Source organism: Paenibacillus sp. J22R232, assembly GCF_056269165.1.
The window spans coordinates 81728-105035 of the sequence record NZ_JBWDNK010000003.1 but is presented as its reverse complement, the minus strand read 5'-3'; the positions used below and the strand labels follow the sequence as shown (position 1 = coordinate 105035).

24 protein-coding genes are annotated in these 23308 nt (G+C 51.9%); 7 read left to right on the top strand and 17 right to left on the bottom strand.

The window, feature by feature from the left end; translation table 11 throughout:
• Positions 1-3: 3 nt before the first annotated feature.
• From thiE to AC0YN3_RS11475, 7 genes are read right to left on the bottom strand one after another with little or no spacing between them, the layout of a single operon-like run.
• On the bottom strand, positions 4-624 hold the full coding sequence (gene thiE, locus AC0YN3_RS11505; RefSeq protein ID WP_475775208.1) for a thiamine phosphate synthase: 621 nt from the start codon (positions 622-624) through the stop codon (positions 4-6).
• Positions 625-644: 20 nt separating this feature from the next.
• The gene (locus tag AC0YN3_RS11500; protein WP_475775207.1) at positions 645-1658 is read right to left on the bottom strand and encodes a ThiF family adenylyltransferase; all 1014 of its coding nucleotides are present in this window, start codon (positions 1656-1658) and stop codon (positions 645-647) included.
• 53 nt (positions 1659-1711) lie between these two features.
• Entirely contained in the window at positions 1712-2716 is a 1005-nt protein-coding gene (locus tag AC0YN3_RS11495; protein WP_475775619.1) for an ABC transporter substrate-binding protein, read from the bottom strand.
• A 48-nt stretch (positions 2717-2764) separates the two neighbouring features.
• Complete coding sequence (locus AC0YN3_RS11490; protein WP_475775206.1) at positions 2765-3517, bottom strand: ABC transporter permease; 753 nt, start codon at positions 3515-3517, stop codon at positions 2765-2767.
• Positions 3514-4344 carry an ABC transporter ATP-binding protein gene (locus AC0YN3_RS11485; RefSeq protein WP_475775205.1) on the bottom strand — a complete coding sequence of 277 codons (831 nt, stop codon included), beginning with the start codon at positions 4342-4344 and terminating at the stop codon, positions 3514-3516. Before AC0YN3_RS11485 ends, AC0YN3_RS11490 begins: the two co-directional genes overlap by 4 nt.
• A complete protein-coding gene (gene tenA / locus AC0YN3_RS11480; protein WP_475775204.1) occupies positions 4341-5027 on the bottom strand; it encodes a thiaminase II in 687 nt (228 codons plus the stop codon). Before tenA ends, AC0YN3_RS11485 begins: the two co-directional genes overlap by 4 nt.
• Positions 5028-5030: 3 nt before the next feature.
• Positions 5031-6329: an acetylornithine deacetylase gene (locus AC0YN3_RS11475; RefSeq protein WP_475775203.1), complete on the bottom strand. Its 1299-nt coding sequence runs from the start codon at positions 6327-6329 to the stop codon at positions 5031-5033.
• 406 nt (positions 6330-6735) lie between these two features.
• On the opposite strand from AC0YN3_RS11475, the gene AC0YN3_RS11470 reads away from it, so the two are divergent.
• Positions 6736-7947, top strand: a complete 1212-nt coding sequence (locus AC0YN3_RS11470) for an aspartate aminotransferase family protein (protein WP_475775202.1) — start codon at positions 6736-6738, stop codon at positions 7945-7947.
• 3 nt (positions 7948-7950) lie between these two features.
• Here AC0YN3_RS11470 and AC0YN3_RS11465 read toward each other — a convergent pair whose 3' ends face one another.
• Both AC0YN3_RS11465 and AC0YN3_RS11460 read right to left on the bottom strand, forming a co-directional pair.
• Entirely contained in the window at positions 7951-8964 is a 1014-nt protein-coding gene (locus AC0YN3_RS11465) for a hypothetical protein (protein ID WP_475775201.1), read from the bottom strand.
• Between the two features lie 54 nt (positions 8965-9018).
• Positions 9019-9747 carry an SDR family oxidoreductase gene (locus AC0YN3_RS11460; RefSeq protein ID WP_475775200.1) on the bottom strand — a complete coding sequence of 243 codons (729 nt, stop codon included), beginning with the start codon at positions 9745-9747 and terminating at the stop codon, positions 9019-9021.
• A 112-nt stretch (positions 9748-9859) separates the two neighbouring features.
• Between AC0YN3_RS11460 and AC0YN3_RS11455 the strand changes: the two genes are divergently transcribed.
• Positions 9860-10102, top strand: a complete 243-nt coding sequence (locus AC0YN3_RS11455) for a hypothetical protein (RefSeq protein ID WP_475775199.1) — start codon at positions 9860-9862, stop codon at positions 10100-10102.
• A 25-nt stretch (positions 10103-10127) separates the two neighbouring features.
• Here the strand turns inward: AC0YN3_RS11455 and uxaC are convergent, their stop codons facing one another.
• Together uxaC and AC0YN3_RS11445 are read right to left on the bottom strand one after the other, a co-directional pair.
• A complete protein-coding gene (gene uxaC / locus AC0YN3_RS11450; protein WP_475775198.1) occupies positions 10128-11534 on the bottom strand; it encodes a glucuronate isomerase in 1407 nt (468 codons plus the stop codon).
• A gap of 19 nt (positions 11535-11553) precedes the next feature.
• On the bottom strand, positions 11554-12849 hold the full coding sequence (locus AC0YN3_RS11445; protein ID WP_475775618.1) for a Gfo/Idh/MocA family protein: 1296 nt from the start codon (positions 12847-12849) through the stop codon (positions 11554-11556).
• A 125-nt stretch (positions 12850-12974) separates the two neighbouring features.
• Between AC0YN3_RS11445 and AC0YN3_RS11440 the strand changes: the two genes are divergently transcribed.
• The 4 genes from AC0YN3_RS11440 to AC0YN3_RS11425 all read left to right on the top strand — a co-directional run bounded on the left by AC0YN3_RS11440 (position 12975) and on the right by AC0YN3_RS11425 (position 17070).
• Positions 12975-13826, top strand: a complete 852-nt coding sequence (locus tag AC0YN3_RS11440; RefSeq protein WP_475775197.1) for a helix-turn-helix transcriptional regulator — start codon at positions 12975-12977, stop codon at positions 13824-13826.
• Between the two features lie 149 nt (positions 13827-13975).
• Positions 13976-14980: a Gfo/Idh/MocA family protein gene (locus tag AC0YN3_RS11435; RefSeq protein ID WP_475775196.1), complete on the top strand. Its 1005-nt coding sequence runs from the start codon at positions 13976-13978 to the stop codon at positions 14978-14980.
• Between the two features lie 29 nt (positions 14981-15009).
• A complete protein-coding gene (locus AC0YN3_RS11430; protein WP_475775195.1) occupies positions 15010-15957 on the top strand; it encodes a helix-turn-helix domain-containing protein in 948 nt (315 codons plus the stop codon).
• 33 nt (positions 15958-15990) lie between these two features.
• Complete coding sequence (locus AC0YN3_RS11425) at positions 15991-17070, top strand: Gfo/Idh/MocA family protein (protein WP_475775194.1); 1080 nt, start codon at positions 15991-15993, stop codon at positions 17068-17070.
• A 103-nt stretch (positions 17071-17173) separates the two neighbouring features.
• Here AC0YN3_RS11425 and AC0YN3_RS11420 read toward each other — a convergent pair whose 3' ends face one another.
• From AC0YN3_RS11420 to AC0YN3_RS11395, 6 genes are all read right to left on the bottom strand, one after another.
• A complete protein-coding gene (locus AC0YN3_RS11420) occupies positions 17174-17869 on the bottom strand; it encodes an SDR family oxidoreductase (protein WP_475775193.1) in 696 nt (231 codons plus the stop codon).
• Between the two features lie 58 nt (positions 17870-17927).
• Positions 17928-18389 carry a VOC family protein gene (locus AC0YN3_RS11415; RefSeq protein ID WP_475775192.1) on the bottom strand — a complete coding sequence of 154 codons (462 nt, stop codon included), beginning with the start codon at positions 18387-18389 and terminating at the stop codon, positions 17928-17930.
• Between the two features lie 151 nt (positions 18390-18540).
• Positions 18541-19587, bottom strand: coding sequence for a LacI family DNA-binding transcriptional regulator (locus AC0YN3_RS11410; protein ID WP_475775191.1), 1047 nt, complete (start codon positions 19585-19587; stop codon positions 18541-18543).
• A gap of 300 nt (positions 19588-19887) precedes the next feature.
• Positions 19888-20037 (bottom strand): 50S ribosomal protein L33, encoded by a 150-nt coding sequence (gene rpmG / locus AC0YN3_RS11405; protein ID WP_138752655.1) that lies wholly within the window; start codon positions 20035-20037, stop codon positions 19888-19890.
• Between the two features lie 63 nt (positions 20038-20100).
• The gene (locus AC0YN3_RS11400; protein ID WP_475775190.1) at positions 20101-21315 is read right to left on the bottom strand and encodes a GTP-binding protein; all 1215 of its coding nucleotides are present in this window, start codon (positions 21313-21315) and stop codon (positions 20101-20103) included.
• A gap of 286 nt (positions 21316-21601) precedes the next feature.
• On the bottom strand, positions 21602-22180 hold the full coding sequence (locus tag AC0YN3_RS11395) for a TetR/AcrR family transcriptional regulator (RefSeq protein WP_475775189.1): 579 nt from the start codon (positions 22178-22180) through the stop codon (positions 21602-21604).
• 180 nt (positions 22181-22360) lie between these two features.
• Here AC0YN3_RS11395 and AC0YN3_RS11390 point away from each other — a divergent pair, with 180 nt between their 5' ends.
• Positions 22361-23101 carry an SDR family oxidoreductase gene (locus AC0YN3_RS11390; protein ID WP_475775188.1) on the top strand — a complete coding sequence of 247 codons (741 nt, stop codon included), beginning with the start codon at positions 22361-22363 and terminating at the stop codon, positions 23099-23101.
• The last annotated feature ends 207 nt before the right edge of the window (positions 23102-23308 follow it).

Below are 23308 nucleotides of genomic sequence, written 5' to 3'. Positions count from 1 at the left end.
TCACTACCCTCTCTCCAGCTTCCGGATAAACGCCTCGCAGACGCCTTTTACATCTTCGCTTCCAACGATTTCACTCACTGCGCATATGCGCGTGGCTCCAGCTTGAATCACGTCATCCACGTTATGCAGCTTGATGCCGCCTATCGCCACAAACGGGATGCTAACCTCCTTCACTACCTCGCGCACATAGGCAATCGTAACGGGATCCACGACATCTACTTTAGTAGCCGTCGGATAGATCGGACCTACGCCGATGTAGTCTGCTCCCTGCTGCTCGGCAAGGATCGCTTCCGCAATCGCATGAGTAGAGATGCCGATTATTTTTTCACCGACCATTTTTCTCGCTTCAAGCAGCGGTACGTCGCCTTGTCCCAGATGAATGCCGTCCGCGTCCACTTCCATTGCAATATCGATATAGTCGTTGACGATAAAGGTTACGCCGTATTTCCGCGTGAGCTCCCTAAGCGCTTTGGCCTTCTCCGTTATCACGGCCTTGTTACCCGATTTGTCGCGCAGCTGAATGATGTCGACGCCGCCCTTTATCGCTTCCTCCATGACCTCAAGCATGCTGCGGCCGGGATGGAACTGCTCACCGGTAATGGCATACAATCTAAAATCCTTCATCGGTTCGTCACTCCTCTGTATTAAAGCCCGATATAACGGGCGTATAAGCTTCTCGCTCTCACGAAATCATCCGTACCCTGGACGAGCACGCGCCCGTCCGCGAACAGCACAAGCCGTTCGCCCTCCGGCAGCTCCGCCTTCAGCAGGAATGGATTAAGGCTCACCTTCACCGCCGCCTGCTCCAGCCGATCCTTCCACAGTACAAGGTCAAGCGCGCCGCTGCCCGCGATCTGAATGGTCTCCCGTCCGCATAAAGACAGAACCGCGTGATCGCCATTCAGCTCCAGCGCAGGGTATTCCTTCAGCTGGCAGCAGGGGCAATTGTTGTCCGGCTCGCCGAGCTTCATCTCGAAGTGTTGGTTCTGCCACAGGTCAAAGGTAACCAGGCTGTTTCTTCGCTGCTTCTCGTCTCCGACCAAATATTTCATTGCCTCGACAGCCTGATAGGAAGCGACCATATCCACAACCGGCGCTATGACCCCGATCATATCGCATGTCTGGCCGCCGGAATCACCTGTCTTGATAAAGCAGCGCAGGCAAGGAGTCTGCCCCGGAACGAAGATCGCGCTCATTCCCCGCGAGCTGACTGCCCCGCCGTAAGTAAACGGGATCCCGCTCTTGAAGCAGGCGTCATTTAGCAGGAAACGGGTTTGGAAATTGTCCGTGCCATCGAGCACCAAATCCATGCCACCCAGCAACTCTTCGATGTTAAGCGCCGTTGCATCGGCAACAATCGCTTCCAACCGAACGGACGAATTAATTTTTCGAAGCTTCTTCTCCGCGGCCACTACCTTCGGATAAACCTGCTCCACATCATCCTCGTCGAACAGCATTTGCCTTTGCAGATTGCTTCTCTCCACGTAATCCCTATCGACAAGGCGCACATGTCCGACACCTGCGCGAACCATGTGGTTCGCCAGCACCGTTCCAAGCGCTCCCATACCTACGATGCAAACCGCACTATCCATCAGCTTCTGCTGCCCCGCTTCACCAATTGGCGCAAATAGCATTTGTCTTGAATACCGTTCCTCCACCTGCTGCTCCTTCCCGCACATCGCTGCTGCATCTTGCTTTTATTGTAATCTCATTATAATGGACGGAAGGCATCCTCTGCCTTAATCTCTTTCTTTAATTGGCCATGCTCGCTCAGCCAGTCAATAACGGCATTCCAAGAATCAGCGGTCTGAGAACCAAACGGCTCCGATCCGGCATCCATGAGCGGCAGCAAAATATCCAAACTCTGCTTCTCAATCTCAGCGTCCAGCGGGAAATTCTCATTCTGCGAATCCAGCAGATTCTGGAGCGATTCCTCCGGATGCTCAGCCGTATATTGCTGGCCTTTGGCCGCTGCGGCGATAAACTTCTTGAATGCCGCGCTTTTGCTCGCAAGCCCTTCCTCGCTGGCTGTAAGCACTAGCTCGTAATAGTCGGGCACGCCGTAATCCGATGGATCAAATGAGGTCAGCTTCATGCCTTCCTTCTCCAGCAGCGGCTTCTCATGGTTGACGTAGCCGCCGATAATGGCGTCTACTTTATTAGTGGTCATCGCAGGGATAAGGTCCCAGCCGTTATCGATATAGTTCAGCTTGGAGACGTCGCCGCCGTCCGATTCGACCATCGTATTCACGATCAGCTGGTCAAGCGGAATGGACGGGTAGCCGATTTTTTTGCCCACCAAATCTTTCGGAGTTTGTACCCCTGCTCCTTCGAGCGCAAACAAACGGTTAAGCGGATGCCTCACGATAGCCGCCACGGACACGATTGGAATGTCCTCTGCACGGGAAATCGCCACCTGCATCTGATAGCTTAGCGCGAGGTCGGCTTTGCCCGTAGCCACCAGTTTGAGCGCATCATTCGTATCCGCCGGAGTCTGGAGCTTGACCTTAAGGCCTGCCTCCTCGAAATACCCTTGCTCCTCGGCTGCGTACAGGAAGGAATGTACCGCATTCGGATACCAATCCAGCAGTACGGTAAGCTCGGCTTCCGGAGCAGTTGCCGCGTCTTTGTCGTTCTGTGCGCCGCATGCAGCCAGCGTAGATACAATCAGCACGGAAGCTGCTGCTGCCCGCATATGTTTTGTCCAATGAATCATGCCCATTAGTTGTTATTCCTCTCTGCTTCACATTTATCTACTTCACATTTAGGATGAACGCCGCGACAGAGCGGCCTTCTCCAGCCACAACGCGGCTAAAAATAATAAGATCCCCATGAGCGACAGCAGCAGAACGCCCGAGAACACAGCATCTCCCCTCAGCATGCTTGATGCCCGCTTCGTATACATGCCAAGTCCGGCCTCTCCGCCAAGCCATTCTCCGAGTGTCGCACCGCCTACGCTGATCGTTGCCGCCATTTTAAGACCGGTGAAAAAATGTGGAAGCGCCGACGGTATTTTCCATTTCAGAAACAGATCGCGCCTTCGGGCGCCCATCGTGCGCATGACCTCTCCTATACCGGGGTCTGCCATACGGAACCCGTCCGCCGTGTTAACCGCAATGGGGAAAAAGGTAAATAAAATGACGACCGCCACCTTGCTCCAAATCTCGTAGCCGAACCACATGACCATGATCGGCGAAAGCGCGATAATCGGAATGGTTTGGGAAGCGATAATAACCGGGTATATCGTCTTTTTGGCCAAGCTCGACCCTTCGATGCAGACCGCTGCGAGCGTTCCGAATACAACGGATATGCTAAGGCCAAGCAGCGACTCCCCTAAGGTAATCATGAAATGCTTGCCGAGCAGCTGACGATTGTCCCACATGGACATCAACACGTCCGACAGCCGCGGAATAATGTAATGGGGAATAGAAAGCCATGCCGTTGCCGCCTCCCACAGTAGGGCTAGCAGCAGGATAAACGCAAATACCGGCACGCCCGAGCGCAATCGCTGCTTCACCGGCTTGCTCCTTCCTGGCTCGCAGCTTCTTTGCCAAGCAGCCCCAGTGCCTTCCGTTTCAGCGAAACAAATGAATCGTCCAGCACGGTTTGGTACGTTCTTGGCCTGGGTAGCTCAACGGCAAGCTCCTTCAAGGCGGACACCGGCGATGCTTCCGCAACCAGTACCCTGTCGGACAGAAGGAGTGCCTCATCGATGTCATGCGTAATGAAAAGAATCGTTTTGCGATGCTGCTCCCATATTTGCAGCAGCCATTCCTGCATGCTGATGCGGGTCATCGCATCCAGAGCGCTGAACGGCTCATCGAGCAGCAGCAGTTCTCCACCGCCAAGCACCGAGCGAAGAAAGGATACGCGCTGGCGCATGCCGCCAGACAGCTCATGGGGACGCTTAGCTTCCGTTCCTTCAAGTCCGAACGTCGGCAGCAGCTCCCGCACGCGCCGCCTCGCCTCCCGCCTCGGTATGCCGGACAGCTCAAGACCGAGCGCCGCGTTGTCGAGCACGCTTCGCCATGGCATCAGGCTGTCCCGCTGCGGCATGTAGCCGATCCGTCCGGCTTGCCTTCGGCGTGCCGATCCAGAATGCTCTACCTTCTCCGCACCAAGCGTGACGGAGCCCGCTTGCGGCGTGAGAAGCCCTGCGAGCAAACGAAACAATGTCGTCTTGCCGATGCCGCTTGGCGCAAGCAGCGATACGAATTCGCCTTCCCTTACAGTGAAGCCTAGTCCGTTGAACAAAGGGGCTCCATCAACGAATCCATAGGTAAGTCCATCTACGGATAACGCGATAGCACGATTCCCTCCCGCTGCCGTAATAGGCCCGCTCACACGTCCCACTCCTCTTGCCTATAGGCCATATCCCAAAACCTGTATTCGAATTTGGATGTCACCACGAAGAGCTCTTCCAGCCTTGCAAGCTCGCGCTCCGGCAGCCCTTCAGCCAGCCTGTCCATCAGTCCGATCGTCCATTCCGCAAGCTCGCCGAACTCCTTCGAGCTGTACATAAGTATCCATTCGCGATATAGCGGATGCGCAAGCGCCCCCGGATGGGCGGCGAATGCCGTCCCGATTTCCCAATAGCTCCACATGCATGGCAGCAAGGCGGCAACCGCCTCGGCTAGCGAGCCTTGACCTGCATCAAGCATATATTTGGTATATGCGATCGTGGTTGGCGCTGGCGTCGTTGCTTCGAGCTCAGTGCGCGAAATGCCGAATTGCTCCGCGTACTGGCGGTGCAGCTCCATCTCCACGTTCAGTGTAGCGTGCAGGAGCTCGGCGAATTTCCCCATTGTCTCCAAATCTCTAGCCTTCAAGCTGCCGAGCGCGAACATTTTGGCATAGTCGATCAAATACACATAATCCTGCTTCATATAATAAATGAATCGCTCCAGCTCTAACGTACCTTCCCTCAGTCCTGTCAGGAACGGATGCGCATGGCATTTCTCCCATACGGGCCGTACCGCCCGGTAGAGCCGTTCGCTAAACCGTTCTGCTGCCGCTTCGTTTCCCATCTGCTACTCCCTCTCGCTTTCCGTCTTCGGCTGGTTGCACCAGTCCGCAATGAAAGCAATCATTACCTTCGCATAATCGATGAGCTCGCGCAGCTCGATGCTTTCATCTACAGCATGCGCATGGCGCAGCTCTCCTGGACCGTATATCACGGTCTCGATTCCCGCTCTGCCGAGCCAACCCGCATCGGTCACGCTGCCACTCATCCCGATCGTTGGCTTAGCCCCAAGCTGCTTCGCATGAGCTGAGGCAAGCGACTTCAGACCGTCTCCCTCCGCATCTAGCGTAAGAGACGGGAATATTTCGCCGCGCTCCTCCAGCATCGACCGGCCGCCCCAGCGGAAGGTCGGCGGATGCTCGCGGAGCCAGGGATCGGCCTCGGCAACCTTGAGCAGGTGGCCCTCGATTTCGGCAGCTACAGATTCGTAGTCCTCATCAGGATAGAAATGGACGGTAATCCACAAGGCGCAATGATCGGCAATAAATGCCGCATGGCGGCCCCCTTCGATAACGGCTGGGTTAATCGTATTCGAGCCCGCAGGAAAACCTGGGTACGACTTCGTCACCGCCCAGTGGCGTTCAAGCTCCTGAAGCCCCTCGATCAGCTTGACCATTTTCTCGATTGCGCTGGCACCTCTTACGCCTCCGCCCGCATGTATCATTCGCGATCGCATTCCGTCATGGTACGTCACGGGGCTTTGCACCGTGACCCACGCTGTAATGACGCCGCCTTGACCTTGAATCTCCATATGGCTCGTGTCCGCGACAATCGCAAAGTCGGCGGTACAGCCTCTTTCCGTGCAGGCTCTCGTTCCTGCCTCTCCGGCTTCTTCGCCGATTACGGATTGAAACAGCAGGTCGCCCTTCAGCTCCACGCCTGCCTCAGTCAGCAGGCTGATTGCAAACAGCAGCGCTGCCATTCCGCCCTTCATATCCGCCGTTCCCCGCCCATATAAGCTGCCAGACTCCACCGTCAGCTTAAAGGGATCATGCTGCCACTGCGCATCGTCGCCTACCTCGGCAACATCCATATGCCCATTAAGCAGAAGGCTTCGGTAATTCTCTCGCTGCGTGCCCGGCTTAACGGCCGTAACGTTGGGATCGCCGGGATAAACCTCCCACAGCTCCGTCTCGAAGCCCGACGACCGCAGCCGCTCCTCGACGAACCGCTGCGCTTCCAGCGTATTTCGCGCCGGAGGGCTTACGGTCGGATAAGCGATCAGCTGCGACAGCAGCGCAACCAGCTCCTCCTGCCGCTCTTCAGCCGCCAGCTTCAGCTTGGTCATTACGCTTTCCTCTATCATTTCGGTTTCCTCCTATTTGCGGAAACGCAGGTGCGGGCAATAGAAAAAACCATTCGAGAATACACGAATGGTTACGATTCGATACGTTCTCTACGCCAGCATTACCTGGTTCAGATTAACGGTCAGGGACAAAAGGGCCCCTATCTCAGCCGGACTAAATCCAGCACCCGTACTCCATATGAAGTTAAAACAACTATAGCCTAAGCCTATCCAATTGGCAATATGAATCTGGTTGTGATTCTCGCTTGCTATGGCTCCATACCTGCCTGCGTCCGATATGGCTTATTGCTTTGAACGCACAGCGGCGTAGACCGAAGCTCGTCCAGCACCGATTCGTTTTTTTATTGAATATTTAAACACTTTGTTGTATATTTATTCAATGAAATGAATTTCCGGGAGGTTTATTATGATTCAGACAGAAAACGCAATGACATCGGCATTATTGAAAACAGCAGAACAATCCGTTTTATTTACGGCAAATCGTCCAAATATCGTGATGGAGCGCGGCAAGGGGATGTATTTATGGGACACGGACGGGAATCGTTATCTGGATTTCGTGGGCGGATGGGCCGTTGCGAGCCTCGGCCACTCTCCCGAAGCGCTGCAGGAAGCTTTGACCCGCCAAGCAGCGACACTCGTACATGCAAGCCCTGGCTACTACAACCGCCCCATGCTTGAATTTGCCGAGCTGCTCACCAGCCTGAGCGGAATGGATAAGGTTTTCTTCGGCAGCAGCGGCGCGGAGGCGAACGAAAGCGCCATAAAGCTCGCAAGAAAGCATGGCGCCGTGAATTTGAACGGCGCTTTCGAAATCATTACGCTTGCGAACAGCTTTCACGGACGTTCGCTAGCCACGATGTCAGCGACCGGAAAGCCGCAGTGGAAGGAGCTTTTCTCGCCTAAGGTCGATGGCTTCAAGCATGTTCCCATTAATGATTTGGATGCATGCTTCGCAGCCGTTACGAATCAAACCTGTGCCATTATGATCGAGCTCGTGCAGGGGGAAGGCGGCGTCCATTCGGTGGATGAAGCTTATTTATACGGCATTCGCAAAATTTGCGATATGTACGGGATCATGCTTATTTTCGATGAAGTCCAAACGGGGCTTGGGAGAACGGGCAAGCTTTTTGCCTACGAGCATTATGGGATCAAGCCCGATGTGATGACGCTGGGCAAAGGCATCGGAGCCGGCTTCCCGCTCTCGGCCATGCTGGCCAAGAGCAAATACGACTTGTTCGAGCCGGGTGACCAAGGAGGGACTTACACGGGAGCGCCGCTTGCCATGGCCGCAGGCCATGCCGTGCTTACGGAGCTGCTAGAGCGGAATGTGACGGATAACGCCAAAACGCAAGGCAACTATTTAATGAGCAAACTAGGGCAATTGTCCAGTGAATATCCCATCTCGAACATTCGCGGCAAGGGGCTTCTTCTCGCCTTTGATACGCCTGCCGGTGCGGCAGTAGAGCTTGCTGCCATTTGCTTGCGCGAGGGGCTGCTGATCAATGCCCTTAACCCGTCAACGGTAAGGCTCGTTCCGCCATTAATCGTATCGCAGCAGGACAGCGACGCCATGCTTGGCATATTGCGCAGCGCATTAGGGCAGCTGTCCTCGCGCTAAATATCAAATAAACGGTCTGCGGTCCAACACGAGCCGAAGCGGCTTACCGGTTCGAACGAGCCCTGGCATAAGCTGCTGAATCGCTGCCAAGCCGCATACTGCCCCGCATAAGGTATGCAGGTCATCGAACGGCTCGTCCGACTCTTCTCCCAGTTTGGCGAGCCCGGCGATAAATGCCTCCGAGCTGCCTCTGACCGCCGCTTCGCATTCTTCTCTCCGATAGCTCGGATTTTGTCTCAGACAGGATAGAAGCGTATACACCCAATCAATATGGAAATACGAGAACGGATCGGTCGGTACCTCTAGACCTCCGCTTTGGTAGAGTTCCAGACAGGTGTCTACCATTCGATCCGGGTATGGAATAGGCTCTTTTCGATGAGCAAGGTTAAATAAATAATGAAAACTGCCTGCTATATGATGGAACAGCGGCGCGCTCACTAGACTGCCATCGATTTGCTTCACGCAATCCCGTCTCCAGAGACCGGTTAAAGGGTCCGCATTATGCCGGAGCCACTCGAAATACGTCCGCTCCCAGTCCTCCGTCACGGATTCCGACAGCACTAGGCTTGCATAAAGGCCCGCTCCTTTTAACGACTCTCCCCATGGCTGCTCTCGCCATTCCAAGCTTTCCAGAAACGGCGCGATCTGCTCCTTATCCATCAGCGGCTTAAGCATAACGAGCGGATATTTCGCCTTCCCGTCAAACAGCTCCAATGCAGACAGCGCGAACGCCGTGCTATGCAGCTCATTATGGCCGATGCCAGCGAAAATACCCGTATGCTCCGATTGATGCTGCTGGATGGCCGCAATCCATAGATTTAGTTCCGCTTGATCCTGCGGAAATTCATTCAAGGTATACAACAGAATAGCGGCATCCGCCGTTCCATAAACGTCTTCATACTTATTATCCTGCTCAAGCTGGGATAAAAACCTGCCATAGCTTCTGCCTGCTTCATCGTAACGATGAGCCGCAAGCGTTGTCATTACGCGAGCGATAAAAGGACGCAAATCCGTCATAACCAGCCACCTGCCTTCTTTTCTTTGTGCTGCAGTTCGCGGTTTTCGCAGTGCTTACCAATGAAGCGTCTCGCCGGCATAGTCGACATATTCGCACTCAGCCTCTGCTGCCGGAAGCCGTAAACGCGCAGCGATCAGCTGCAGGATGGAGCTGGCCGACTGCTCCGGCGTCAGCGCAGCGCCGGCGTCAAGCTTGCCCTGCATATAGGTCTGTACCCAGCCTGGATGAACGACCAATACGCGTCCGCCATGCTTCTTGATGCCGTTATGGATCAGCTTGGACTGCATATTGAGCGCTGCTTTGGACATGCAGTAAGCATACCAGCTTTCCCGGTAGCAATCGCCGATGCTGCCTGCTTCGGACGACACGTTCACCAGAAAACGCGACTCGCTCTTCAGCAGCAAGGGCATGAACGCCTGGCTCATGCGAAGGCTGCCCAGCGTATTCACGTTGAAGACGTCCAGCATTTCCGCATAGTTTAACGGGTCCAACACCGTCGCGCCGATGTCTCCTAATATGGCTCCGTTATTGATAAGCAGATCGATCTTGTCTGCTTCCCTGGATACCGCTTCAAGCGCGGCTGCTACGCTTTGATCGCTCGCTATATCTAGCGGAATAACCGTCAGCTGCTTCGGCAGCTGCTCCTTCAGCGAGTCGAGCTCGTCGGTCTCAGCCGCATATTGCCCGGCAAATACCTTATAATCGCGAGCGAGCAGCCCCTTTACTAACGCGAGCCCAACGCCTCGGTCCGCTCCTGTTACGAATGCTGTTTGGTTAGCCATATTCGTTCCTCCTCTTTCCTACTTTTATTCCATCATCGCGTATGTTGGATAAGCCGCTCCGCATAATCTAGATACGGTTGTAATGCGCCTAATCAGCAGGAGGGCTGCCACTTTGCGTACATGGGCTCGCAAAAACAAAGAATTCAAAATCTATATCATTCCCGCATGGAAATGGAAGGAATTCATCGCCTTCGAGCTGATCGGCGGAACGGCGTTTTATTTGCTCTGCAGAAAAACAGCCCATTCGGAGCTATTCGGCTTAGCCGCGAATATTGCCGGGCCTCAGATGCTCAAATATATTATGGCTGCTTACCGTCTCGATGCAAAAAACGTTCCACAGCCGCCGCCAAGCTGACGGGACGCAGAACGTTTCATTCGGATTAGAAACCGAAATATGCCTTCGCATTGCGGTACGATATATTTTGAACCATATTGCCGAGCAGTTCCATATCATGCGGAGCCTCGCCGTTCTCCACCCATTCGCCAAGCAAGTTGCAAAGCAAGCGCCTGAAATATTCATGCCGGGTGTAGGAAAGAAAGCTGCGCGAGTCGGTGAGCATTCCGACAAAACGGCTAAGCAGACCTAGATTGGCAAGCGCATTCATTTGGTCCAGCATGCCGTTTTTCGTATCATTGAACCACCACGCCGAGCCAAGCTGGATTTTGCCAGGAACGCCTCCGCCTTGGAAGCTGCCGATCATCGATCCAAGCACATCATTGTCCTTCGCATTCAACGAATAGACGATTGTTTTAGGCAGTGCATCATCGGTATCAAGCGCGTCCAGCAGCTTCGCAAGCGGGTATGCGACTGCGCTGTCATTGATGGAGTCGAATCCGGTATCCGGCCCCAGCTTGCCGAACATCCTCGTGCTATTGTTTCTAGCCGCATTAATATGGAACTGCATGGCCCAGCCGTGCTTCGCATATAAACGTCCAAGGAACAGCAGCGTATACGTTTTGTATTGCTTTTCTTCGTCTAAGCTGACCGGTTCCCCGTTCAGTGCCTTGGCGAATATGGCGGAAGCCGCAGCCTTTGTCGTTTCCGCGTACGCCACATAATCAAGCGCATGGTCAGACACCTTGCAGCCAACCTCATTGAAAAACGCCACTCGCGCTTTAAGCGCCTCAAGCAGCTCCTCATAGCTGTTAATGGAAGCGGAAGCCGCGGCGCCGAGCTTGCCTACCCACTCAAGGAAAGTCGGCCGGTTAATTTCAAGCGCTTTATCAGGACGGAAGGACGGCAGCACCTGTACGTTGAAATCATCCAATCCCTTGATCGCAATATGATACTCCAGCGAATCCACTGGATCATCCGTCGTACAGATGACCTCCACGTTTGACATTTGGATGAGATCGCGAGCCTTGTACCCGCCGGTTGCCAGCTTGGCACCTACCTGATCCCAAATCGCCTGAGCGTTGTTCTCGTTAATGAGCTCCCCCACGCCGAAGTAACGGCGAAGCTCCAAATGCGACCATTGGTATAGCGGATTGCCGATCGTTTGCGGCACGGTCCCGGCCCAAGCGGCAAACCTGTCATAGTCGCTCACGCCTTCGCCGCCCGTTACGTAACGCTCTTCTACGCCGTTCGCGCGCAGCGCCCGCCATTTGTAATGGTCACCGTACAGCCAAGCCTCCGTCAAATTCGAAAAGCTCGTATTCTCGAATATTTGCTGCGGGCTCAAATGGCAATGATAGTCAATGATCGGCATGTCTTTGGCAAAATCATGATACAGCCTTACGGCCGTTTCGTTCGATAGCAAAAAATCGTCGTCCATAAATGGCTTCATTTCCGCTTCCTCCTGAATACTATTTATGAAATTTCACAAGGTCGTCAATTTGAACGGCAAGCCCCGTTTGAATCGAACGGTTAGCGGCAATGCCCGTTAGAATCGATCTGGCTCCATCGATATGGTTAGCCGCGCGATTCCAAGGATCTTCTACCGGCGTCCCGAACAAGTCGTTCAGCAATACGGGATCTCCGCCGCCGTGGCCGCCTACGCCTTCCTCCACCTCTACCTCGTAAGGAGCCGCGAACATCGGGAACACCTTAATGGTCTGCTCCTTGAGAGCGCCTTCATCTGCCTTCTCGCCGCCGGAATTCACGTAGGATTGCTCGACGATATTCATCTCGAGCCGTCCCTTCGTTCCGTTAAACGCAATCCTGTAGCCTTCCCATGGCAAGTAAGCGTTTAACGAATACGTAAGGATGGCATTGTTTTTGTAGCGGACAAGCACGCCCATCGTATCTTCGATATTGATTCCGTCGCCGAATACGCTTTGGTCCCGGCGATAGCCGTCCTCATGCTCTGCGTCCAGATACATCGCTTTCAGATGGTCGTTTTTATCCAAGTGTAACGCAAACGGATCGTTCTCGGCAATTGGATTTCCCGTCGCACGCTCATAAAATTGCGTTTCGCCGCGCTCCTCCGCATTCTCCCGTCCGTAGAACAAGAGATCCCCGTATGCGAAAACCGACTCCGGCTGCGAACCGATCCAGAAATTAACGAGATCGAAATGGTGGGTCGATTTGTGAACCAGCAAGCCGCCGCTGTTCTGTTTGTTACGATGCCATCTGCGGAAATAGTCCGCTCCATGCTGCGTATTCAGGAGCCATTCGAAGTGGACGGAGGTTACTTTGCCGATCGTGCCGCTTGCGATAATCTCTCTCGCCTTCGTATGATGGGGCGCATAGCGATAATTGAACGTCACGCGTACATGGCGGCCTGTCCGCTCGACTGCGTCGAGTATCTCCTGGCATTTCTTTTCATCCACCGTCATTGGCTTCTCGGTCACGACGTCGCAGCCCAGCTCAAGCGCACGAATGATGTACGTATGATGCGTGCGGTCCATGCTCGTCACGATGACGGCATCCGGCTTCTCCTGCTCGATCATGCGCTCGAACTCATTCGACTTATACGTTCTTACCTCGTCATGTTTATATTTATCCACTAGAATGCGATTGGCATAGTCCATCCGGGTTTGGTTAATATCGCAAAAGGCAAGCAGCTCAGAGGTTTCTCTGAAATCGGTTGCAAGCGCACCGTAGAAAAATTCAGCCCTGCCGCCGCTTCCCACTAGCACATAACGTTTTTTTGTCATAATCATGATTCCTCCTTGGATTTGCTTACCTTCATAATACCGCATAATAATGATATAATTCTCTGCATATCCTGCCCTATTTTGTTAATATACCGCTTTTCTTGCGCAATTATAGAGGAGGCTCATTCATGGCTAATCCATTTGAAACATGCAGCTTCGGCAGCACTCCCGAGCTCTATGTGGAATACACGAAACGGTCGGCGCCTTATACGATGGCGGACGACCATTACCACGATTATTACGAAATCTACTATATGCTTTCCGGGCAGCGCATTTATTTCATAAAGGACCGCTCCTATTCCATTGAGCAAGGCGATCTCGTTTTTATTCCGAAGCATGAGCTGCACAAAACGATGCAGGTCGGCCATGACTCACACGAGAGGCTTATCCTTCATTTCGACGATACCATGCTGAAGCGGTTGGCGGGAGCGCACGCCGGGCTTCTCTTGTCCGCATTCAATGAGACGGCTCCGGTTATCCGTCTGCCTCGGCAAGAGCTGCTCGCTATGGATCAGCTGATGAGGAAGCTGCTGACTGAGATCAAAGAGCAAACGCCCGGCTACGAGCTTATTCCTCCAAATGCTCTAACGATGCTGCTATTGACCGCTGCCAGATTTATTCAGCAGCATGAGCCTGTTCCGCTGCGTCATGCGACGCCAATGCATGCCAAAATTACGGAGATCACCCGCTACATTAACGGGCATTTTGCGGAGTCGCTTCGGCTCAGCACGGTGGCGGAGCATTTTTTTATCAGCCCTTACTATTTGAGCCGCATGTTTAAAGAAATAACGGGGTTCGCTTTCTCCGACTACATTATGATAACGCGCGTCAAAGAGGCTCAGCGCCTGCTTCGCGAGACAGACAGCAGCGTTACCGATATCGCGGCCGCGGTCGGTTTCGACAACTTCTCCCATTTCGGTAAAACGTTCAAAAAAATGACCCGTCACTCCCCGCGCGATTATCGAAAGCAATATCTGTGATCATAATAGACCATGTCGTAATTTCATATAATAATGGTCATTAATTCGCACTAAAAATGAGTGTGAATCTATGTTAAATTATATTTGTTGTCATAAATTTATAGATGAACCACAGAAACGAAAATAGATGCCCAGGGAGAGATGAACCGATGATTCGAATTGGTAAAATCAGTTATTGGCATGTACACGCATGGGATTATACGAAGCAAGCACAGGAGCACCCAGGTACGGAGATCGTCGCAGTATGGGATGAAATCGCGGAACGCGGCCAAGCTGCTGCCGACAAGCTTGGTGTTGATTTCCACGCTAATTTGGACGATATGCTGAAGCGTGACGACATCGACGCCGTTATCGTAGACGCCCCTACAACGAAACACCAAGAAGTGATCGTAGCTGCTGCCAAAGCGGGCAAGCATATTTTCACAGAGAAGGTCATTGCTGCAACATTGAAGGAATTGAACATTATACTGGATGAAGTAGCCAAAAATAATGTAAAATTAACGGTGTCGCTGCCGCGCTTGAATGATGGCTACACGCTTGCGATTCGCGATATTTTATCGCAAGGCGTACTTGGCAGAATCACGCTCGTGCGTGCCCGCTTGTCCCATAACGGAGCAACAGCCAACTGGCTGCCTGAGCATTTCTACAGCCTTGAGGAATGCGCCGGAGGCGCTTTGATCGATCTTGGTTGCCATCCGATGTATTTGACCAGACTGTTTATGAACGAGATGCCTCAAGAGGTGTCCGCTCATTTCGGTTATGTTACCGGCAAACAGGTAGAGGACAACGCCGTGTCCATCTTGACATCCGCTTCCGGTTCTATTGGGATTGTTGAGGCCGGCTTCGTGAACAGCCATTCGCCATTTACGCTTGAGGTGCACGGCACGGAAGGCTCGCTGCTTTACGGAACGCCTGAGAACCAGCTGCTGCTTCGCACGTCGGCACCAGGTGCGGACTCTTCGGAGAAATGGACAGCGCAGGCTATTCCGGCGGCTCGCGAGAGCGCTTTTGACCAGTGGGTACAGCATATCGAGAACGACACGACAGCAGACGAAAATGTAAGCCTTGCCATCGATTTGACGAAGCTGATGGAAGCTTCCAATCTATCGGCCCGTGAGCATCGCGCCGTTCGAATCGATGAGCTGAGCAAGTAGCGGCAAGGGGGCTCCGAGGAGGAAGCAGCATGCCCAACTTTCCTTACGAAATTATGCATGATCGCCAAGACGCGCTTGAGCGTCTGGAACTGTGCATTCGGTGGGGACAATACGACATCCATGTGCTCCGCTTCCATTTAACGCAGTTTCCTCCCGGACGAGTCATCGGGTTCCACAAGCATGCCGAGTATGAATTTCATTTCATCCCGCAAGGCAAAGGAAAGGTCATACTGATTGACCAGGAATTCGCCTTGAAGCCCGGCATGCTTTATTTGACCGGACCAGACATTATGCATTACCAGGAAGCAGATGCCTTCGAGGCAATGGATGAGCTATGCTTGCATGTCGATATTATCGATAGGCATCTGGATCATCTGGACACTGATTCCCATTCGTATGATGAGTGGGAAGCTGCTGAAGCCCGCGACTGCATCGAGAAGCTTAAGATGCTTCCGCTCCATCCGACCGCAGACCTGCACCAAGCAATGCCCCGCTTTCTGGAAGCCTATCAGGCATGCAACGACAATTTCGTCGGAAGCTATACGACCATTAAGCAAACCGTCATACAAATTCTGCTGAGAGCCGTACGCGCTTACGATAAGGCGAGCGAGCAGAAGCAGTTTCCAACGCGCGACATGAAGGCTTACCGGTATCGGCTCGCCTTGGAATACATGTATGCGAACTATGACGGCAGCATTACGCTTGAGGATGTTGCGGACAAGCTTAACTTAAGCTCAAGGCATATTCAAAGGCTATTCAAGGAGCTTCATCACGGACATACCTTTAGCCGCATACTCGAGGATATTCGATTGGCGGTCGTGTGCCGTGAGCTGCAGGAAAGCGAGCAATCCATTGAGCAGATCGCGAAGCTTGCCGGTTTTGCAGGCGGCAATTACTTACATGCCGTATTCCGCAAGAAATTTGGCCTAACCCCCTCCGAGTACCGGAGGAGCGCACGACAACCACAACCGCAATGACTACTAATTGGAATTATTAGGAGGCTGCTTAACATGTCCAAAATTTACAAACTCGCTATTATCGGCTGCGGCGGAATTGCCAACGGCAAGCATTTGCCAAGCCTGAAGAAGCTAGACAACGTTGAAATCGTCGCTTTCTGTGATATCGTCGAGCATCGCGCTTTTGAAGCAGCAGGCTTGTATGGTGCCGAAGGCGCACGTGTATATACGGATTACACCGAACTGCTGAAAGATGAATCCATTGAAATCGTCCATGTATGTACGCCTAACGATTCGCATGCGGATATCTCCATCGCAGCACTCGAAGCCGGCAAGCATGTTATGAGCGAAAAGCCGATGGCCAAAACCGCTCACGACGCACAGCGCATGGTCGATGCTGTTCGCCGTACCGGCAAGAAGCTTACGGTTGGCTACAACAACCGTTTCCGTCCGGACAGCCAGCATTTGAAGCAGCTTTGCGCTGCCGGCGAACTAGGCGATATTTATTACGCCAAAGCACATGCGATTCGTCGCCGCGCCGTACCGACTTGGGGCGTATTCCTCGATGAAGAGAAACAAGGCGGCGGCCCGCTAATCGATATCGGTACCCATGCGTTGGATTTGACGCTTTGGATGCTCGACAACTACAAGCCGAAGGTTGTACTCGGTACGTCCTACCATAAGCTTTCCCAGAAAGAGAATGCCGCTAACGCTTGGGGACCATGGGATCCTGCCAAATTCACGGTTGAAGATTCCGCTTTCGGGATGATCGTCATGGAGAATGGCGCGACAATCGTACTGGAATCCAGCTGGGCACTCAATACGCTTGAGGTTGACGAAGCGAAATGTACGCTATCGGGTACTGAAGGCGGAGCGGATATGAAAGACGGTCTTCGCATCAACGGAGAAAAACATAGCCGTTTGTTCACGACGCAAATTGATTTGAAAGCAGGCGGAGTTGCTTTCTTCGATGGCAAAACCGAAAGCGAAGCCGATCTTGAAATGAGAATGTGGCTGAAGGCAATCGACGAGGATACCGATCCTGTCGTAACGCCGGAGCAAGCATTCGTCGTTTCTCAAATTCTTGAAGCGATTTATGAATCCTCCAAAACAGGCAAAGCCGTTTATCTATAAGCTGTAAATCAAAAGCTGCGAGGCTTGGTCGAATGACCTGCCTCGCAGCTTTTTTAATAATGCTATTCATGAATTCGGAGTTTGTTCCGTTGTTTGCTCGCGATCACAATGGCATCGGAGCTCCTGTATGGTCGATAAACAGGGCATCCGCCACTTTCTTGCGTTCGGTAATATCGAGAATGCCCTTCGCGGAAATAGCCGCATCGCCAGGAGCCTGATCGCCCCCCATATCCGTTCTGATCCAGCCGGGATGCAGCGCATGGACAAGAATGCCCTGCGGCGCTAGCTCCTTTCGAATCTGGGCAGAGAACATGTTTAATGCCGACTTGGACATGGCGTAAGAGTAATCCCCGCCATAAGCGCCTGCAAAGCTTCCAGCCTCCGAGCTGATGTTGATGACACTCGGGTTCTCTCCATGAACGAGCAGAGGAAGAAAGTGCTTAAGCACCGCTATCGGACCGAATAAGTTGGTCTGGAACGATTGCTCCAGCTGCTCCAGATCAAGCTCTCCGAGCTTTTGTTCCCTGCCAAGCAGAATAGCCGCGCTGTTAATAATCCCGTCGATACCATCGTATCGGCTTGCAACCTGCTCGTATGCATAGCGTACAGACTGTTCATCCGTTACGTCCAGCGGCACAATGGTTACTTTCTCCGGAAACGCTGAAGCTAGCGCGAGCAGCCCCTCCGCAGATGAGCCTGGACTGCGAACGCCTGCGAGTACATGATGACCGCGCTCGCAAGCTTCGTTTGCCAGCGCTAGTCCCAATCCTCGGTTCGCCCCTGTAATTAATAGATTCATTCGGTTATTCTCCTCCTATCCATTCACAAGCCATATACGATTGTCAGGCCGATCAGCATCATTCGTTTTTATCGTTCTCCAGCAATTCAAGCATAACCTTCAGCTGCTTGAACGAATCCATATAGGCGTAGCGCCCGCCGGTATACTCTCCTTTTTGCACGAGGGCCATTCCGTTTTTCTCCATGAGAGCTACCTTATCCTTCATGCCGTCGATCACGAAGGCAATGTGATGAGGGCCTTCACCATGCTGATCAAGATGCTCTCTCCATGTGCTCGGATGCTTATCCGGCTCGATAAGCTCAAGCTGCAGCGCTCCCATATCGAAAAAAGCAAGCTTCGCGCGGGCAACCGACGAATCTCCTTTGTATTCGGTTTGTGCTTTGTCTACCGTATCCGTCCAGAACCAATCGGGCTTCTCCACGCCAAAAAAATCGGCATACGCCTGAGAGGTTTCGTCAATGTCATTAACCAGCAAGCCAATCTGCGTCACCGTTCGAGTTCCAAGTACATTTTTGTCCACGTTTATCTTCCCCTTATCGGTTATCGTAATCGTTCTTGAACGTTGTACATGCTTGAACTACACTACAGCTTGCTTACGCTACATGATGATCCCCCCTCTCGCGCCATTTCTAATCGCTTAAATGAACGCTCTTCCGTCCTTATGCCGCCAGCTAATCAACTGTAATGCTTTCGCAAGACTCCCTGACAACCAAGGCCGTACCCGCTGTTGCTTGTTCGGCGGAAGTCGGACCGTGCTCGATGGCTGCGATTAACGTTTTCGTCAATTGATCCATCATGCCTGCAAAATCAATTCGAACCGTGGTTAAGGCAGGACGATGGTGCTCGCTTCGAAAATGATCATCGAAGCCGATCACCGATATGTGCTGCGGAACCCGAATGCCTGCTTCCTTCAACGCTCGAATAGCTCCGAAAGCGACACTGTCATTCGCCGCAAATAACGCGGAAGGCAGCTCCCGCTTCTCCTTCAAGAAATCTTTGATCGCCTTGTAGCCGCTTGCCTCATTGAAATCGCCGGGCAGCATCCACTCCGGATTCACCTCTAGCTTGTGCCTCGCCATCGCGCGCTGAAAGGCATGCAGCTTGGACGGTCCCGAATATCTGTTCAAATCACCGTTAATGATGCCGATTCGGCGATGCCCCAAGGAAACCAAATAATCAACCGCTTGGCCAACGCCCGTTTCGTTGTCAAAATTGAACACCAGCCGATTCGGCTTCTCCCGGCCGGGCAGATGCTGATCCACGACCGCAACGATAAAGCCTTCCCCGATCAGCTCCTCAATCAATGGCTCCTGGTTGGCAGCGCCAATGAAAATACCCCCGTCGATCCTTCGTTGGTAGAAGCTTTCCTTAATGGTCCGAATCTCCTCTTTCTCGCTTATATCCCTCACGATATGCGTCAGTACGTAATAACCTTGAGAAGAAGCGCTTTCAATAATTCGCGCAAGCAGCAAGCTCGAAATGCTGTCGCCCGACACACGGCCCGAATCGATCATGAACAGTCCTATCGTTCGAGTCCGCTTGCCTGCCAGCACCTGTGCCGATAAATTCGGATAATAATTGTATTGCTGAATAACCTTCATGACCTTTTGCTTGGTGTGTTCGGGTACATTCGCATAATTGTTAATAACCCTGCTTACCGTGCTTCTGGATACGCCTGCCAGCTTCGCGATTTCCGTGCTGTTTATTTCTTTAGTCAATCCCATACCCCCGACCGTAAACGCGCGTTTATGCGCATATGGTACCAATGATAGCCACGTCTGTCAATTAATAATTTGGATGATGCTTCTAAACCAACGCTGCTGGATGTATGCAAAAAAGACTGAACGCGTACGTCCAGTCTCTTGGTATGTCCTGCTCTTGTCGTGCTCTTGTCTTGCTCTTATCTTGCTCTTGTCTTGCTTTTATCTTGCTCTTATCCTGCTCTTGTCTTGCTTTTATCTTGCTCTTGTCTTGCTTTTATCTTGCTCTTATCTTGCTCTTGTCGTACCCTTGTCGTGCTATCTTGTTTCTCTGTGCACCGTCACGCGTTTGAGTCGCGGGCTGTATTTTTTAACCTCGAGCCGCTCAGGGGTCGTTCTTTTGTTTTTGGTCGTCGTATAGTTGCGGTCACCCGATTCCGTACAAGCAAGCGTAATAATCACTCTCATTGCATTCACCTCCCGCCATAAATAATCCGTTTCACTTTATTGCATCCATATCGCAAGCCTATTCTATTGAACCAAGGATTCCATTTGCTCGGTCGCAGCATTCGGAAAGTCATCCTGAAAAGAATCCCAGTCCAAATCTAGCTCTCCGTCGCTGAGCAAGCAGCTGTCCAGGGAGTCAGCCAGCTTCATCCGATCCATCTCTATCCCGATAAACACCACTTTATTGATCCGATCCCCATATTCGTCGTGCCATAGCTCCGCAAGCTCAGGGTCCTCCCGTAGCACTGCTGCCCTCTCTTCGTCAGGAAGTGCCGCTGCCCATTGTCCCGCAGGACCGAATTGAATGGACGGTCCCGCTTGGCTAAGGCTCTGGGCATAATCATTCCGCGTAGCCAGCCATACCATGCCCTTGGCGCGAACGACCTCCTCCGGCCATTCTTCCATCCAAGCCATAAGCCGCTGCGGGTGAAAGGGCTTCGTACGCTCATATACGAATGATGCTATTCCGTATTCCTCCGTCTCTGGCGTATGTGCAGGAGCCGCCATCTCCTTCATCCACCCAGCGGATTGGCTCGCTTCCTCAAAGTCGAACAACCCGGTATTTAGAATCGCTTTCGGGTCAATCTCGCCTCTTGAGGTACGAATGAGCTTCGCACGGGGCTGCAGTGTCCGAAGGACGCCCTCCAGCTCGGTCAGCTCTTCCTCGTCAACCAAATCGCATTTGTTCAGGACAAGCACATCACAAAACTCGATTTGATCAATAAGCAGATCAACGACCTCGCGCGTATCGTCCTCTCCTACGGCTTGGCGTCGTTCCAGCAGCGTCTCCCCGGATGAATAATCATGCCAGAATCGATAGGCGTCTACGACCGTAACCATGCAATCCAGCCTGCAAAATTGCGTTAAATCGATGCCCTGCTCCTCGTCAATATACGAGAAGGTTTGCGCCACGGGTACCGGCTCGCCTACGCCAGTCGATTCAATCAGGATATAATCGAACCGATTTTCCATGGCAAGCTTTTCAACCTCCATCAGCAAATCCTCTCGCAGTGTACAGCAAATGCAGCCGTTGGACATCTCCACCAGCTTTTCTTCCGTTCTGGATAGCCCTCCTCCCTCTTTTATGAGAGCGGCGTCCACATTTAACTCGCTTAGATCATTTACGATAACAGCAACCCGAAGCCCATCGCGGTTATGAAGCACATGATTCATGATTGTCGTTTTTCCGGCACCCAAATAGCCGCTTAAGACCGTGACCGGGATTTTATTTTTAGTCATGATACACCTCTACTTTTCTATTCCATACCGCCTGAGTTAAACGTTATTATTACGATTAATTCGCAATAAAAAAGCTGATCAAGTCAGCTAATAGTAAACATTACGCTTTTGTAGTATAACAGCCTCTTTTTCATCGGTCAAGATCGAAATGATTACTATTAATGGAAAACTGCGCTTGATTGCTCGTGAGCTAGCACCAATGCTCCTGCTGCTTTTGAAAGAAAACACTTGGATATGCAACAACGCCGGAAACGCGGTCAATCCCATTTCCCCGAGCGTTGCATCATTATTGCTCCGGAAAGATGTCGTTCTTAGCAAAAAGCTTCCACAGCTGCTCCGCCATGTAAGATGCCGAATGCGGTATTTGATGCTGAATCCACCATTCCACAATACCGACGAAAGCCGATGCCATAAACTGTGCTTTCAGCTCATTGTCGATATCGGATTGCGGCTCTTGCTTGCGCAGCTTCTCTTTTACGTTCACTGATATGAATGCTAGCAATCGCGCTCGGAATACGGTTGTTCTCTGATTGGAGAGCATAGCGGAGAAGAAAATGTAATTATTTTCGAAATATACGAATACGGGCAGCAGATCGCTGATCAGCGTTCCATCCCCCACTTTTGTCTCATTGGCGCCGCAAAAAGTAATTAATTTGTTTAAGTGCTCTTCAATGCTTTTATCAAGCAAATCGTATTTGTCGCTATAGTGCAGATAGACTGTTCCTCTATTCACATTCGCCCGTTCCGAAATATCATTGATCGTAATTTGCTCCAGTTCTTTTTCAGAAAAAAGCTCCAAAAACGCCTTGTTAATCGCTTCCTTCGTTTTAATAACCCGACGGTCTAATTTGGGCGCGCTTTCCATACGATACTGACCTCCCATGTTAATAAACACTTTCATTCCATATGTTGATTATGAAACAAAAGCGATCACAATAGCGATTGAACTCTCCTTGCATCTCTTTATAATGATAATCAACGATCGTCAACTAATCAACGTTCGTTGAAAAATTTATTTAAATCATCTATTTAAGGAGAGATAAGAATGGAACAATTACAACCTAAGGTTGTTATCATTACGGGAGCATCCAGCGGGATAGGGGAAGCGACAGCCAAGCTACTGGCCCAACAAGGAGCAAAAGTAGTGTTAGCCGCAAGAAGAGAGGAACGTCTGAAAACGATTGTAAACGAGATAAAACAGGATGGCGGAGAAGCCGTTTATATGCAGGCTGACGTTGTTTCCTTAGAGGATATGCAGAAGCTGGCACAATTCGCATTGAATCAATACGGACGTATCGATGTGCTCGTCAACAATGCAGGAGTTATGCCCGTTTCACGGCTCAATGAGCTAAGAGTAGCGGAATGGACACAGATGATCGATGTGAACATTAAAGGCGTGCTGCATGGCATTTCGGCGGTTCTGCCAACGATGCGCGAACAGCAAGCAGGCCACATTATAAACGTCTCATCCGTTGCAGGCCATGAGGTCCATCCAACCTCTGCTGTATACAGCGCGACCAAATTTGCGGTTAGGGCGATTTCGGAAGGGCTACGCGTAGAAGAATCGCCTTCCTCCCGCATTCGTTCGACCATCATCTCACCAGGCATCACGGAGTCGGAACTGCTTCAAACCGTGAAAAGCCCTGAGGTCCAAGCCATGGCGAGCCATTTCACCGCGCTCAGCATTTCTCCTTATCGTATTGCTGGAGCCATCGCCTACGCCATTAATGAACCTGAAGACACCGGAATCAACGAGATTATCATTAGGCCGACTTTGCAGCCTTAATCCGGAACGTATGATCGAAATATATTATTCATGTCTCAGACCTGGCATATGACCAGACCTATGACTATGAAACAGCTTGGCATGCCATCTTATAGACTGAATTGTTGTAAAGACTCAAACGGGATACTATGAATACTGAAGGCTGTCGATTTCCGGCAGCCTTCCCATTTATTCGTAACAGCCATTTCTTTTAATACCCCAAGCTAC